General features: G+C 40.2%; 11 protein-coding genes. 9 read left to right on the forward strand and 2 right to left on the reverse strand.

The genetic code is table 11. The features are described from left to right. Positions 1-93 precede the first annotated feature (93 nt). On the reverse strand, positions 94-1,173 hold the full coding sequence (locus P3L40_RS09600; protein ID WP_136134358.1) for a YeiH family protein: 1,080 nt from the start codon (positions 1,171-1,173) through the stop codon (positions 94-96). Positions 1,174-1,367: 194 nt separating this feature from the next. Here P3L40_RS09600 and yieE point away from each other — a divergent pair, with 194 nt between their 5' ends. From yieE to dld, 9 genes are all read left to right on the forward strand, one after another. Then, positions 1,368-2,231, forward strand: a complete 864-nt coding sequence (gene yieE, locus P3L40_RS09605) for a DNA-binding transcriptional regulator YeiE (RefSeq protein WP_096863849.1) — start codon at positions 1,368-1,370, stop codon at positions 2,229-2,231. Positions 2,232-2,771: 540 nt separating this feature from the next. Continuing rightward, positions 2,772-4,262, forward strand: a complete 1,491-nt coding sequence (locus tag P3L40_RS09610) for an amino acid permease (protein WP_004253146.1) — start codon at positions 2,772-2,774, stop codon at positions 4,260-4,262. A 250-nt stretch (positions 4,263-4,512) separates the two neighbouring features. After that, on the forward strand, positions 4,513-5,649 hold the full coding sequence (locus P3L40_RS09615; protein WP_172974367.1) for an ABC transporter substrate-binding protein: 1,137 nt from the start codon (positions 4,513-4,515) through the stop codon (positions 5,647-5,649). A gap of 19 nt (positions 5,650-5,668) precedes the next feature. After that, positions 5,669-6,763, forward strand: a complete 1,095-nt coding sequence (locus tag P3L40_RS09620) for a FecCD family ABC transporter permease (protein WP_004253151.1) — start codon at positions 5,669-5,671, stop codon at positions 6,761-6,763. Next, entirely contained in the window at positions 6,757-7,545 is a 789-nt protein-coding gene (locus P3L40_RS09625) for an ABC transporter ATP-binding protein (RefSeq protein ID WP_094960415.1), read from the forward strand. The genes P3L40_RS09620 and P3L40_RS09625 overlap by 7 nt, the downstream gene beginning before the upstream one ends. Before the next feature lie 264 nt (positions 7,546-7,809). After that, positions 7,810-9,792: a ligand-gated channel protein gene (locus P3L40_RS09630; protein ID WP_096863852.1), complete on the forward strand. Its 1,983-nt coding sequence runs from the start codon at positions 7,810-7,812 to the stop codon at positions 9,790-9,792. 359 nt (positions 9,793-10,151) lie between these two features. Continuing rightward, a complete protein-coding gene (locus tag P3L40_RS09635) occupies positions 10,152-10,364 on the forward strand; it encodes a hypothetical protein (RefSeq protein ID WP_004253162.1) in 213 nt (70 codons plus the stop codon). Next, the gene (locus P3L40_RS09640; protein ID WP_004253165.1) at positions 10,354-11,739 is read left to right on the forward strand and encodes an APC family permease; all 1,386 of its coding nucleotides are present in this window, start codon (positions 10,354-10,356) and stop codon (positions 11,737-11,739) included. Before P3L40_RS09635 ends, P3L40_RS09640 begins: the two co-directional genes overlap by 11 nt. A gap of 298 nt (positions 11,740-12,037) precedes the next feature. Continuing rightward, positions 12,038-13,777, forward strand: coding sequence for a D-lactate dehydrogenase (dld, locus tag P3L40_RS09645; RefSeq protein WP_004253168.1), 1,740 nt, complete (start codon positions 12,038-12,040; stop codon positions 13,775-13,777). Positions 13,778-13,849: 72 nt separating this feature from the next. On the opposite strand, the gene sbcB is transcribed toward dld, so the two are convergent. Next, the gene (sbcB, locus tag P3L40_RS09650) at positions 13,850-15,277 is read right to left on the reverse strand and encodes an exodeoxyribonuclease I (protein ID WP_136134354.1); all 1,428 of its coding nucleotides are present in this window, start codon (positions 15,275-15,277) and stop codon (positions 13,850-13,852) included. Between the last annotated feature and the right edge of the window lie 238 nt (positions 15,278-15,515).

Below are 15,515 nucleotides of genomic sequence, written 5' to 3' on the forward strand. Positions count from 1 at the left end.
TCCTTTTTGTTGGAGTATGCCATTAATAAGCAAATAAATGAAATCAACAAAAAAGCCACCCATTGAGGTGGCTAAAAGTGAGGAGAATATATGCTAAAAAATGCTTTGAATCAGTATGTTAATTAAGAGCCCACCGACAATCAACCAAACAAACAGGATAAGTGCCATTAGTAATGGCTTAATACCCGCTTGGCGAATAGCACTAACATGGGTAGTTAACCCTAAAGCAACCATTGCCATAGCCAGTAAAATCGTATCCAAGGCTATGATTTGTTGTACGAATACATGGGGCAGTAAATTGAATGAATTGAAACCTGCGACAACAATAAAAAATACGGCGAACCAAGGAATCGTAATTTTACTTTTCTGAGTGTTTGTTGTTTGGTTTGCGGCTGTTTTACGGCTTAAGAAAGCCGATAAAATAATCAAAAAAGGCGCAAGCATCATTACACGGATCATTTTGGCGATGACAGAGGCATTTTCTGCCTCAGTACCAATAGTGTGGCCTGCTGCAACAACCTGTGCAACTTCATGTACTGTTGAACCGATATAAATCCCAAAAGTTTCTTCTGTTGCAGGAAACCAGCCAAAGTGCGCATTTAATTGGTAAATCCAAGGATAAACAAAAATACAAATAGTCCCAAAGATAACAACCGTTGATACGGCAACTGCAACTTTACTTGCAGAAGCTTTCACAACGGGTTCAGTAGCCATGACTGCGGCTGCGCCACAAATACTACTACCTGCACCAATCAATAACGTGGTTTCTTCATCAAGACCGAACACTTTTTTACCTAGCCAATATGCTAATAAAAAAGTTGAGGTTAATGTTAAGGCATCAATGATAACCCCTGTAGCACCTACATCCGTAATTTGTTGGAAAGTAAGGCGAAAACCATACAAAATTATACCCGCACGGAGAAAATAGTGCTTAGCAAATTTAATGCCGGCATCACAAGATTGACTGGCTACGGGGTAAAAAGTATTCCCTACAATAATTCCTAATAAGATTGCGAGGGTTAATGCACCTAAGCCGATATCCATAAACCAGGGTTGGTCACCTAGGTAAATTGCAATAGCAGTCAGAATACCGGCTAAAATAATACCGGGTATCAGTTTTAATATAGGATTTAGGTTATTCCGCTCAAGGGTGCTGGTGTCACTTTTATTCATGATAATGCTCTTTATTACCGCTTATAAGATTTAGTAATAAGGATATAACAAAATCAATAATAATTTAAATTGATTATCTTCATATAATCTACCACTAAAATAGATTAGAAAGTTTCTTCTGGAATATTGCAAATAAATCGTTAATATTAACATTATTATTACAAATACTAAAAATCACGTTGGGGCTTACCTTTATGCGAATTACACTTAGGCAACTTGAGGTTTTTACGGAAGTATTAAAGAGTGGCTCCACGACGCAAGCATCTCAGTTATTAGCGCTTTCACAATCTGCAGTCAGTGCGTCGCTAACGGATTTAGAAGGTCAATTAGGCGTTCAATTATTTGACCGTGTGGGTAAACGACTTGTTACTAATGAGCACGGAAGGCTTTTATATCCAAAAGCGTTAGCGTTATTAGAGCAAGGGTTAGAAGTTGAGCAACTCTTTAAAAAAGAGATGGGCGCCGTGCGTCTTGCTGCCAGTACAACGATTGGTAATTATATTTTACCCGAAGTCTTAGCGGGGTATCGTCATGACCATCCTGATATTCCTTTAGAGCTTTTTATTAGTAATACAGAAGAAATTATTAAGGCAGTCATGGAATTTAGGGCGGATGTTGGGTTAATTGAAGGTGTTTGTCATAGCCCTGAATTAATTTCTAAAGCATGGTTAAAAGATGAGCTCGTTATTTTTGTTTCTCCCCAAAACCCATTAGCGAATAAAAAAGTCTCTTTAAAAGATTTGCGTGACGCGCCTTGGATTTTGCGTGAAAGGGGGTCAGGTACACGGGATGTCCTTGACCAACTATTATTTGCACATCTTCCGGGCTTTCATATTTTGATGGAGCTAGGAAATTCAGAAGCTATCAAGCATGCAGTTCGTTACGGAATAGGTATAAGCTGTTTATCACGCCGAGTGATCGAAGAACAATTAGAAAATGGCTCTCTAGTCGAATTAAAAATAGACGAACTTCATTTAGAAAGAACGCTATATTTGATTTATCACCGTCAAAAGCATATTTCGAGTGCGATTACTAATCTTCTGTCTTACTGTAATTAAAAATCCTCGTCATCTTTTAACCTGTCGCGTTGTTGGCTGCAATCGACGACCCAAGTCACATACTAATGTATGCTCCTTGGATAGTCTCAATTGCCGCCTAGCGACACGCTAAAAGCTATAGAGGATTGCAGTGAATGTGTTGCACTTGTGACAGGCTATCGCGTTGTTGGCTGCAATCGACGACCCAAGTCACATACTAATGTATGCTCCTTGGATAGTCTCAATTGCCGCCTAGCGACACGCTAAAAGCTATAGAGGATTGCAGTGAATGTGTTGCACTAGTGATAGGCTATCGCGTTGTTGGCTGCACTTTTTATGTGCCTTGAACAGTCACATTTGCCGCTACAGACACGATAAAGAGAATAAAACGTCGTCCTCTTATTAAGAGGGTATACTGAATTTTTTGAGATAACGCGTTTTACTTATAATTTTGTATGAATTATGAAGGTATCTTATAACAGTGAAGAGTTGCTTAGTTCTCACAGTCTATTTTGCTAGAATCCATGCGATATTAGCTGAATAATAAAATACAGGGAACAAATGTCAGAACAACATACCAATACTATCTCGCAGGGCGGCCCACAAAGACTACGCCGTGAGTTAAAGGCGCGCCATCTTGCGATGATTGCTATCGGTGGATCTATCGGTACCGGTTTATTCGTTGCATCCGGTGCAACGGTTGCACAAGCAGGCCCCGGTGGAGCACTCCTTTCTTATGCTATCATTGGCTTAATGGTCTATTTTTTAATGACCAGTTTAGGTGAATTAGCCGCTTATATGCCTGTCTCAGGCTCATTTGCAACCTATGGTGCAAAATATGTCGATGAAGGTTTTGGTTTCGCACTAGGGTGGAACTACTGGTACAACTGGGCTGTAACAATTGCAGTTGACTTAGTTGCTGCTCAATTGGTGATGACCTATTGGTTCCCAGATACCCCAGGTTGGATTTGGAGCGCTATTTTCCTTGCGATTATTTTCTTACTGAATTTCATCTCTGTGAAAGGGTTTGGTGAGGCGGAATACTGGTTCTCATTAATAAAAGTCACCACAGTCGTTATTTTTATTGTTGTTGGCGTATTAATGATTTTTGGCATCATGAGCGGTGCGGAAAATGCCGGGTGGCATAACTGGGAAATTGGTGATGCACCTTTTGCGGGTGGTTTTTCAGCAATGATTGGCGTGGCAATGATAGTTGGGTTCTCATTCCAAGGAACTGAATTAATCGGTATTGCTGCGGGGGAATCGAAAGATCCTGCCAAAAATATTCCCAAAGCAGTACGCAAAGTATTTTGGCGGATATTGTTATTCTATATCTTTGCAATCTTAATTATTAGTTTGATCATTCCTTATACTGATCCAAGCTTACTGCGTAATGATGTAAAAGATATTAGTGTGAGTCCATTCACTTTAGTATTTGAAAATGCAGGTTTATTATCTGCTGCTGCGGTGATGAATGCGGTTATCTTAACGGCAGTATTATCGGCAGGTAACTCGGGTATGTACGCATCAACGCGTATGTTGTATACCTTAGCGCGTGAAGGTAAAGCACCACGTATTTTCGCTCGTTTATCTAAAGGTGGCGTACCTCGTTATGCGTTGTTAGCAACGACGGTTATTGCGGGCTTATGTTTCTTGAGTTCCATGTTTGGAAACCAGACGGTGTACTTGTGGCTATTAAATACATCGGGGATGACAGGGTTTATTGCTTGGTTAGGTATTGCAATTAGCCATTATCGTTTCCGTAGAGGCTATATTGCACAAGGGAAAGATCTTAATGACTTACCTTATCGTTCAGGTTTCTTCCCAATTGGTCCTATTTTTGCCTTTATTTTGTGTTTAACAATTACATTAGGCCAAAACTACCAAGCCTTTTTAGAAGATAAAATTGATTGGGTAGGGGTTACGGCAACTTATATTGGAATTCCGCTGTTTTTAGCAATTTGGTTTGGTTATAAGATAGTGAAGAAAACAACGTTTATTCGCTATAAAGATATGAGCTTTCCAAGTTACCGAGAAAATTTAGATAAATAATATTCTTAGAATATCTATCATAAAAAACAGCACTCTTTATAGGGTGCTGTTTTTTTATATATAGCGCAACAAACCTGCATTTTGGCGGTAAAATAGGCTGAATGTTTGGCTTTACGATAATGGTCACAGAATTCCATTGATGAAAGTCATGATTAAACTAATAATCGTATTGATAAGTATTCTTATTTGCTTTATTGTTACCGCATAAAAAAAAGGTAAGTCAATGAGGTTAATAGTGGAGCTTAATACTATGTCGTCGGTAGCCAAGAAGTCTGTAGCTAGGTCGGTAGTAAAAGGAATAGGTTTAGCGTTATTAGCAAGTGCCAGTATGAGCGCTTGGGCTGCAACAGTGACTGATATTGCAGGCCGTACTGTTGAGGTTCCTGATAATGTTAATCGCATTTTATTAGGTGAAGGGCGCCTGTTTAGTGCAATAGCTCTGCTGGAAGGTGATAAACCTATTGACCGAATTGTCGGTTGGCAAGGTGACCTTCGAAAACTAGACCCTCAAACCTACGCTGTTTATAAAGCTAAATTCCCTGAAATTGACAATATTCCACTGATTGGTAATACCAGCGCAGATAGCGTCAGTTCAGAAAAAGTATTAACCCTAAACCCTGATATTGCGATTTTTGGTTTGTCAGGCCATGGGCCGGGTAAAAACAGTGAATTAGTTAACCAGCTTGAGAAAGCCGGCGTGCCTGTCGTATTTGTGGATTTCCGTGATAAACCACTGGAAAACACATTACCAAGTATGCGTTTACTTGGTAAAGCGTTGAACCGCGAACAGGCAGCAAATAAATATGTCGATTTTTATGAAAGAAACCAAAAATTAGTCACTGATATTACTTCTAAAATACCAGAAGATAAAAAACCAAGTGTTTTTATTGAGTTACGTGCAGGAGCATTTGAAGATTGCTGTGGTACCGCTGGCGATGGAAATATGGGGAACTTTATTGATTTAGCTGGTGGTAAAAATATTGCTAAAGGCGTTTTGCCGGGCGCGCTTGGTACGATGAACTTAGAGAAAATCATTGCTGCGGACCCAAATATTTACATTGCATCTGGAGCAAAAGCACCGGGAAGTAAAGATGCAGGCGTTCAATTAGGGGCGCAAAGTTCATTAGCTGATGCGAAAGAAAGCCTGAAAAAAATAACTGAACGTAAAGGAATTAGCTCGCTATCAGCTATAAAAGATAAGCAAGATTATGCTATCTGGCACAATTACTATAACTCTCCATACAATGTGATTGCGACACAAGTTTTCGCCAAATGGTTTTACCCAGAACGATTTACCGATCTTGAACCGCAAAAAACACTGGATGAATTACATAGAGAGTTTCTCGCTATCGAACCAACAGGTGTATATTGGGTCAGCGAAAAGTAATGAAAATGGGTAAGAATTGATGAGTATCACGAGCGAGCCAATAGTTGCGGCTGAAAAAGCAGCGATTCAGGCTGACAACAATGTAAAACAACATTATCAAAATATGTTGCGTCGTCGATTGACATGGATAGCTGTTATCGTCGCTGCGATTTTATTATCACTGGTTATTGATTTCACCTTAGGTCCTTCAGGGTTATCCCTTGAACGCTTATGGCAAACCTTAATGACCCCAGAAGCAGTTGATGCAGGAACTCGAGTCATTGTTTGGGATATCCGTCTGCCATATGCATTGATGGCCGTGGTGATTGGTATGTCATTAGGACTTGCTGGTGCTGAGATGCAAACGATCCTTAATAACCCGTTAGCGAGCCCATTTACACTAGGGGTATCTAATGCGGCGGCTTTTGGTGCCGCATTGGCGATTGTTTCAGGGATTGCAATTCCAGGCGTGCCTGACCAATGGGTAATATCAGCCAATGCCTTTATTTTTGCATTATTAGCAGCCTTGATGTTAGACGCGGTAACTCGCTGGACGCGTGTAGCAACCTCAGGTGTCGTATTGTTCGGTATTGCACTTGTGTTTACCTTTAATGCATTGGTTTCTATGATGCAATTCATCGCAACAGAAGATACCTTGCAGGGTTTAGTCTTTTGGACGATGGGCAGTTTATCAAAAGCAACATGGGTAAAACTTGGTGTGATGGCATTGGTTTTCGCGCTTGTTTTCCCGGTTGCCATGATGAGTTCATGGAAATTAACGGCTTTAAGGTTGGGTGAAGATAGGGCGATCAGTTTCGGTATTGATGTGCGCCGTTTAAGGCTAACAACATTATTACGTATTAGTATTTTATCGGCTTTAGCGGTGGCGTTTGTGGGGCCTATCGCCTTTATTGGTTTAGTCGCACCGCATATTGCAAGGTTGATTTTTGGTGAAGATCACCGTTTTTATCTGCCAGCAAGTGCATTAATTGGGGCGTTAATCTTATCAATGGCCTCAATAGCGTCGAAGAATATTATTCCGGGTGTGATTATTCCTGTTGGGATTGTGACATCGTTAGTGGGTGTGCCGTTCTTCTTAAGCATTATTTTACGTCATAGAGGGAACGTATCATGAGTGGCCTGATTATTAACCAATTTAATGCAGGTTACCCAAAACGCCCCGTAATTGAGAACCTATCGACGGATATCTTACCTCGCGGCAAGATCACGGTATTACTTGGGCCCAATGGTAGTGGCAAATCCACATTATTGCGTTCTTTGGCGGGGTTAAATAAAGCTACAGGGCAGCTGTTACTGGATGGCCAGGACTTAACTCAACAGAGTTTTGCCCAGCGAGCACAAAATGTGGTGTATTTACCGCAAACGTTACCTGCTGGTGTACATCTGTATGTTTTAGAGTCAGTGATTGTTGCTCAACGTGCTTCAGGCGGTTTGAGCAATGAGAATAGTAAAGACGAAGTGATGGGGTTATTACGTCAATTGGGTATTGAACATTTGGCGTTAAGTTATTTAGACCAACTTTCAGGTGGTCAAAAACAATTAGTGGGTTTGGCACAATCTTTAATTCGTCAACCCAACTTATTGTTATTAGATGAACCTTTAAGTGCACTGGATTTAAATTACCAATATCATGTGATGGATTTAGTCGCGAAAGAAACGAAGCGTCGAAATATAATCACGGTTGTGGTGGTTCATGATATTAATATTGCACTCAAACACGCAGAACATGTATTAATGCTGAAGCAAGGTAATTTAATTGCTCAAGGTGAACCTGCTGAGGTAATTACCCCTGAAAGCCTTGCTGAGGTCTATGGTGTACGCGGTCGTATCGAACGTTGTTCGCAAGGTGTTCCGCAAGTCCTAATAGATGGGCTGGTTGATAAATTAGCAAGTTAATATCGTAATGGAATAATGTGCTTGCAGCACTCGGCAAGCACATTAAATAAAATGAGAGGATGTAATATTAAAAAAAACAAATTAAATATTAATTAATAGTAATTACCCACAGGAAATTTAATTGAATTATATAATGGTTTTTTACCATGGATTTCCTATGGGTATTTAAATACCCCAATAATAAAAAATATTTTTTGATTCAATGAAATCAATGTGAGCAAATCAATTCATATATAAAACAAAATATCTCTTGGAGAGTTGGGAATGGTTGTTTTTAATAAAAGAAAAGTGGCAATTAGCATTATTGCGGCTATTGCTGCGGCACCTGCATTTGCTGATGACAGTAAAGATAAAATCTATGTAACAACAGCATCAGGTTATCAACAGAAAATTGAAGATGCACCTGCGTCTATTTCTGTAGTAACTCGCGAACAACTCGAAACTAAAGCTTATCGTGATGTGACTGACGCATTAAAAGATGTACCGGGTGTTTTAGTCACTGGAGGCGGCAGTAGCTCAGACATCAGCATCCGTGGTATGGATGCTAAATACACCATGATTTTAATCGACGGTAAACGCGTTGATACACGCAGCACTCGCCCAAATAGTGATGGTTCTGGTATTGAACAAGGTTGGTTACCACCATTACCCGCCATTGAGCGTATTGAAGTAGTACGTGGCCCAATGTCATCGCTGTACGGTTCAGATGCGATGGGAGGGGTTATCAATATTATCACTCGTCGTGTTCAACAAGAGTGGACGACCAGTTTACGTGCAGACGCAACAATTACGGAACGTAAAAATTCAGGTAATACAGGGCAAGGCAGCTTTTACACCTCAGGTCCATTAATTGATGGTCTACTGGGTGTGAAACTACAAGGACAATATTCACATCGTGGTGAAGATAAAATCATTAATGGTTTTAACCGTCAAATCATGGCGAGTGGTGGAGCAACGGTATCGTTGACTCCAGATGACAAAAATACCTTCGACGCAGAATTTAAACGTGATAACCAACATCGTGATGACCGTGAGGGTTATACCAGCAAAAGAGGCGACGGTAGCGGTTTTAGCAAATATGAGTTGACTCATATGGCATTAACCCATACGGGTATTTATGATATTGCATCAACAGATACCTATGTTCAATACGATGAGACAAAAAACCCAGGCCGTAAAATGACGGCAGAAGACCTTGTTTTCCGTAATCAAAGTGTCTTTTTATTGGGGGATCATAGTTTAAGCCTTGGTGGTCAATATCGTAAAGAGAAGTTGAAAGACGAAGGTAATAAATTTAAACAGTATAATCAGCTTGAACGATATAGCTGGGCGTTATTTGCAGAAGATGAATGGTTAATGACCAATGATTTTGCGTTAACCGGTGGTATTCGTATGGATAAAGACGAAAACTACGGTTCACACTGGACTCCACGTTTATATGGTGTGTGGCATGCTGATGAACAGTGGACAATTAAAGGTGGGGTAACTACAGGTTATAAAGCACCAAGCTTGCGTGAATCGTCCGCAAACTGGGGACAAGCAACAGGCGGTAGTGCAGGAAATGCCGTTATTTATGGTAATCCTGATTTAAAACCAGAGAAAAGTATTACTGAAGAAATTGGTGTTATTTGGAACAATCAGGATAATATTACTGCTGGGATAACTATCTATAACACTGACTTTAAAGATAAAATTACTGAAGTTAGGCGTTGTGAAGAAAATAGTAGCACAGTAAGAGCATGTACAGTAGCTCAAGATGGTGAAGGTGACAAGCCTAACAAACCGTATCGTTTCATCAGCGATAAAGCGAACGTTGATAAAGCAAGAATGCGAGGTGTTGAACTAACGTTCAACTGGCGTATTGTGGATGACTTAAGCTTTGCAGCTAACTACACCTATACTGATACTGAACAAAAAAGTGGTGTAAATAAAGGTAAGCCATTAAATAAACAGCCTAAACATATGGCTAACTCCACTCTGACATGGCAAACTACTGAAGATTTAGAAACATGGACGCGTATGAATTTCCGTGGTAAAACCTCTGAATACCAAGGTCGTGGACAAAAAATGTCAAGTGGTACAGCATCTTATGCTTTATTTGATTTAGGTGCGAGTTATCAGCTTAACAAAAACGCGAACATTGTTGGTGGTGTCTATAACGTCTTAGATCGCCGAATCGATAATGCGACTTACGGTGCCGAATTAGAAGGCCGTCGCTACAATATCGGTATCAACTACAACTTCTAATCGAATAATTAATCTCGATTAATCCAAACCCTTTGGCTTCCACCAAAGGGTTTTTTGCTGATTAAAACGCGATAAAAACGCTCAGAAAAAAAGATATAAGCAGATAGGGGAAAAAGTCAGAAATAATCAAAATTTCTCATGGAAAATAGGGTGATTTGTTAACAATTTAACTTGCTATTTGTGGTTATGGCGTGCAAAATGCGCGAACTAAAAAATAACTGATGCTTAATCAAATGAAGCATCGGTTTTTTTGTTTTTAGGAACGTTCATTCTAGCGGGGCCGGACATAGAGCCGGAGAGATAATTTTAATATTTACGTGTAGCAAACATTTTACGCTACCGATTTGAGGAATGCTTTTATGGCTTACTTTTTCGCATTCGCAGCAGGGCCAGGCGCTGGCGGCTGCCGTATCGATGACTACGGGGCTCTCGGTGGCTTCGCTCACACGCCTTTCTCCCTCTCTTCGTTTTTCTCTGCCTATAGGCAGATGCAAAGTCTTCCCAGTAACTGTCGATTAAGCCGAAGTAGTATGCAATCGAAAGTTATGGGAGGGCTTAGACGTGCAAAATAACACACCAATTCCATTAGACATCGGTCACAATCAAACGGGTGCGAATAACCGCGTACAACTTGCAAAAACCTTAACATTGGTGCAAGTGGTCATGATCGGTATTGCGTATATCCAGCCAATGACGATATTTGATACCTTCGGAATGGTGTCAGATAAAACCGGTGGACATGTTCCAACTTCATACATTATTGCACTTGCTGCGATACTGTTTACTGCTCTGAGCTATGGTAAATTGGTGAAACGTTTCCCATCAGCCGGTTCAGCGTACACTTATGCCCAAAAATCAATGAGTCCACATATTGGCTTCTTGGTGGGTTGGACATCCTTGTTGTCCTATATTTTTATGCCAATGATCAACATCTTATTGGCTAAAATTTATTTACAAGATATCTTCCCTAATGTTGAGCCAGCGATTTTTGTTGTGGGATTAGTCATATTAATGACAGCAGCAAACTTACGCGGTATCAACGTGATAGCGAATTTAAGTACTGTGATTGCGATTATCCAAATTGGGGTAATGGCGGTCTTTACGGGCTTAGTGATTCACGGCGTTTCAAATGGTGAAGGTTCAGGTGAGATTTGGACATTTAACCCATTTGCTAATGAAAAAACCGAAGTGATCCCGCTTATTGCTGGGGCAACAATCCTTTGTTTCTCATTCTTAGGTTTCGACGGATTAAGCTCACTGTCAGAAGAAACACCTAATGCAGGCAAAGTGATCCCACGTGCTATTTTCTTAACCGCGTTAATCGGTGGAATTATTTTTATTACTGTTTCTTTCTTCTTACAGCAGTATTTCCCTGATGTTTCACGTTTTAAGAATATTAATGAAACACAGCCAGATATTATGCGTTTTGTTGCTGGTGCATTCTTCCAGTCAATCATTCTGGTTTTCTCATGTGTTACGGTATTAGCGTCAGGTATGGCGGCTCACGCAGGTAGCGCACGTTTAATGTACGTTATGGGGCGTGATGGGGTATTCCCAGAAAAAGTGTTTGGTTATGTAAGCCCAACATGGCGTACTCCGGCATACAACGTATTAATGGTTGGTTTCTTGGCATTAGGCGCTATCTGGTTTGAAATGGATTTTGCAACCGCGTTAATTAACTTTGGTGCGTTAATCGCGTTTACCTTTGTTAATATTTCGGTTATCAGCCAATTCTTTATTCGTGAACGCCGCATGACAGGGTTCAAAAATATCCTGAATTACTTGATTTTGCCTGTTATTGGTACACTGACAGTGTGTGTGTTATGGCTGAATATCGAAGAAGACTCAATGGTTTACGGGTTGGTTTGGACGGCAGTTGGTTTGGTCTATATGGCTGTACTGACACGTATGTTTAAGCGGCCTATGCCGCAAATGAGCGACGTTTAACAATATTCTTCATATTTCGCGCTGTAGCTGCGTTGCGTTCTCAAAACGACATGGGTCACATACTTATGTATGCTTCCCATGATCGTTTTGCTCGGCGCCTTGCTACAACACGAACTATTTTGAATATGTCCAGAATTAGATTCAAAAATAGCGCCTTGAGGCGCTATTTTTTTACCCGTTAAGAATTATTTAAGATAAAGCGTGTAGCCTATTAACATCATAATATTATGTGATATTGTTGTTACAACACATAATGCAGAACTATGATAATCACGAATTCGATTAATAAGGCACACAAATGAATGATGCAAAGAAACCTGAGAATCAACGGTTATTACTGACGCTTAGGAATATTGTTGGCAAAAAAAATATTTTAACAGAGCCACATAAAACAGAACGTTATCGTAAAGGCTTCCGCTCTGGTATGGGGGATGCAATCGCGGTTGTATTTCCAACAACATTGCTCGAACAGTGGTATGTTTTCAAGGCGTGTGTTGAAGCAGACAAAATTGTCCTGATGCAAGCGGCGAATACAGGGTTAACCGAAGGGTCTACACCGAGTGGCTATGACTATGATCGCGATATCGTCATTATTAGTACGTTGAAATTAAACCAAATTCAAGTTTTACCGGAATTTAACCAAGTCGTTGCGATGCCGGGGAGTACTTTGTACGATTTGGAGAAAATCTTAAAACCATTAGGGCGTGAACCGCACTCTTTGATTGGCTCTTCTTGTATTGGAGCTTCAGTTGTGGGTGGTATTTGTAATAGTTCTGGCGGTTCATTAGTGCGTAGAGGCCCCGCCTATACTGAGCTTGCTCTTTATGGCCGAGTCAGTGACGATGGAAAAGTGGAGCTTGTCAATCACCTAGGTATTGATTTAGGTAACACACCAGAAGAAATCCTGACGAATTTACAAAATCGTGGCTATAGTAGTGAAGACGTACAAGTTAGCGATAAACTCGCTTCTGACCATGAGTATGCAGAACGCGTTCGTGATGTCGATGCAGATACACCATCACGCTTTAACGCGGATGAACGTCGTCTATTTGAAGCGTCAGGGTGCGCAGGAAAATTAGCCGTGTTTGCGGTTCGTTTAGATACCTTCCCAGCCGATAAAAAAACACAGGTATTTTATATCGGTTCAAATAACCCTGACGTTTTGGAAGATATACGCCGTTATATTTTAAGTGAATTTAAAAACCTGCCAGTTGCAGGTGAATATATGCACCGTGGTTGCTTCGATATAGCAGAAGTTTATGGTAAAGATACCTTTTTAATGATTGATAAATTTGGCACTGACAAAATGCCAATGTTTTTCACTATTAAAGGGCGTATTGATGCAGTATTAAATAAAGTCCCATTCCTGCCATCAAATCTGATCGACCGTACTATGCAGGTTCTCAGTAAATTATGGCCTTCTCATTTACCACCACGCATGAAAGAGTTCCGTGATCGTTATGAACACCATTTAATGTTAAAAATGGCTGGAGATGGCATTGATGAGGCTAAAGTTTGGCTAAAATCTTATTTTGCAAGCGCCGATGGCGGCTATTTTGAATGTACACCAGAAGAGGGGGCAAAAGCATTTTTACACCGCTTTGCCGCTGCTGGCTCCGCTGTTCGTTATCACGCTGTTCATAATAAAGATGTGGAAGATGTATTACCTCTCGACATTGCTTTACGTCGCAATGATAGAAATTGGTTTGAAACATTACCACCAGAAATTGAAAAGCTATTAGTTCATAAATTATACTGCGGTCATTTTATGTGCCATGTTATGCACCAAGACTATGTCTTGAAAAAAGGCGTTGACCCGAAAGAACTAAAAGAAAAAATGTTAGCTTTATTAGATGAAAGGGGGGCTCAATATCCTGCGGAACATAACGTAGGGCATTTATATAAAGCCCCAGAACAATTAAAATCATTTTATAAACAATCTGACCCTACAAATACAATGAACCCCGGTTTAGGTAAAACAACTAAACGCAAAAATTGGGAAGGGGATTGTGGCTGCGCTCATACTCATGATCATTAATGAACGCGTCATATAAATAACAAAAGGCAGGTATTGGGAAACGTTTCAATATCTGCCTTTTTTATTACTAAATTAACTGGCGAGATCTCTCGCATAGCTAATCAATGCTTTTAATTGTTGGCAACGCTTTTCATCATGTTGATGCTCTACAAGTAATAGCTGTATTTGTTGCATATATTCTGTTAAACGCTCTTCACTAAAGTAGTCTCTACGGTGCTGTAACCAGTGTTGCTGCTCATCATAAGACAAGGTGGCAGGGTAGTTACGTGCTTTATAGCGAAAGAAGAGCTCTTTCATGCGCTTATCTTCAAAACTGAGTTCCAATGCAGGCAAGTTCTGTGGCGATGTTTCACGAATAATATCCATGGTTGAGCGGTCAGAAGGACTAAAGAATCCATTATAAATTTGTGTATCGACATCATCCGACTCTGTAAATACTTGTGGCTCGCTAAATAACTCAATTAATTTATTACGAATTTCAGGGTTCTTGCGTAAAGTTTCCAGATTGCGCATACACAAGTCACGGTCAACACCGGTTCGTTCCGCATCTTCAGGGCGCAGTGTTTTTTCTGGTGCTAAAATAGGGCACTTATTAATGTGAACGAGTTTTACAGGAACGGGAGAAGCGCCTGCCAATTCAGCTTTAGGTGTATATAATCGGGTACGCAATTGTTGAACATCTAACTCAACTAATGGTGAGATATCAGCAGATAAATCACACATAATAACGGCATTTTTGTTGTCAGGGTGCCAAGCAAGAGGAGCGACTAAGCTGACATAAGAACGTAATGCACCAAACATACCAGACACATGAACTAGTGGTGTTATTTCTACAATATCAATAAGTTGACTTATTTTGTTTTTATTTCTTAATTGATAAAAATAATCAAACATTCTGGGTTGAGCGGCTTTCAACAGTTTGGCCATGTTAATGGTGGCTAAAACGTCAGACATTGCATCGTGAGCATTTTCATGAGCAACACCATTCGCTTTAGTTAAATGTTCTAAACGCATACTCGGCAGGCCATCTTCATTCTCTGGCCATTGAAGACCTTCAGGGCGAAGCGCAAAACAGGCACGCAAAGTGTCGAGTAAATCCCAACGTGAATTTCCTTGCTGCCAACTATAGGCATACGGGTCATAAAAATTTCGATAAAAAATATTACGGGTAACTTCATCATCGAAACGAATATTGTTGTAACCCATAATGCAGGTATTGGGGACACTAAAAGCCGCATGAATTCGTTTAGCAAACTCGGCTTCATTAACGCCTTGAGATAATGCGACCTGTGGGGTGATCCCAGTGATCATGACGGCTTCAGGTTGCGGCAAATAGTCATCAGCTGGAGCGCAATAAAAAACCTCTGGCTCTTCAATGATATTAAAATCAAGGTCGGTGCGGACGCCTGCAAATTGCGCTGGCCGATCAAGAGCAGGGCGCTTACCAAAAGTTTCATAGTCATGAATAAAAAAAGTAGGTTGTTTTTTATTATCTTGCAACGTTTTCACCATTTCGATGGTTATATAGTAGATTGATAGTGGTTAATTTATTGGCATTCACTATACATTGTTGATTAATGATACCTTATCTACTGTGAAAGCTAAACCAAGGCTATCTGATATTGAACTGGCGCGATTGATAGTAGTTTAATTTGATAACTCGATAGAATATTTTACCCTGCAGGAGGTCGTTATCTTAAGTTATAAGTATTGTGATAAGCGTCACATATATTAATTG

It is taken from the genome of Providencia sp. PROV040, assembly GCF_032706145.1.
Lineage (GTDB): Bacteria > Pseudomonadota > Gammaproteobacteria > Enterobacterales > Enterobacteriaceae > Providencia > Providencia hangzhouensis.

Excerpts from the sequence above, each read along its gene's own strand:
- P3L40_RS09600 (WP_136134358.1), bottom strand. The coding sequence starts at position 1,173 with ATGAATAAAAGTGACACCAGCACCCTTGAGCGGAATAACCTAAATCCT.
- yieE (WP_096863849.1), top strand. The coding sequence starts at position 1,368 with ATGCGAATTACACTTAGGCAACTTGAGGTTTTTACGGAAGTATTAAAG.
- P3L40_RS09610 (WP_004253146.1), top strand. The coding sequence starts at position 2,772 with ATGTCAGAACAACATACCAATACTATCTCGCAGGGCGGCCCACAAAGA.
- P3L40_RS09615 (WP_172974367.1), top strand. The coding sequence starts at position 4,513 with ATGTCGTCGGTAGCCAAGAAGTCTGTAGCTAGGTCGGTAGTAAAAGGA.
- P3L40_RS09620 (WP_004253151.1), top strand. The coding sequence starts at position 5,669 with ATGAGTATCACGAGCGAGCCAATAGTTGCGGCTGAAAAAGCAGCGATT.
- P3L40_RS09630 (WP_096863852.1), top strand. The coding sequence starts at position 7,810 with ATGGTTGTTTTTAATAAAAGAAAAGTGGCAATTAGCATTATTGCGGCT.
- P3L40_RS09635 (WP_004253162.1), top strand. The coding sequence starts at position 10,152 with ATGGCTTACTTTTTCGCATTCGCAGCAGGGCCAGGCGCTGGCGGCTGC.
- dld (WP_004253168.1), top strand. The coding sequence starts at position 12,038 with ATGAATGATGCAAAGAAACCTGAGAATCAACGGTTATTACTGACGCTT.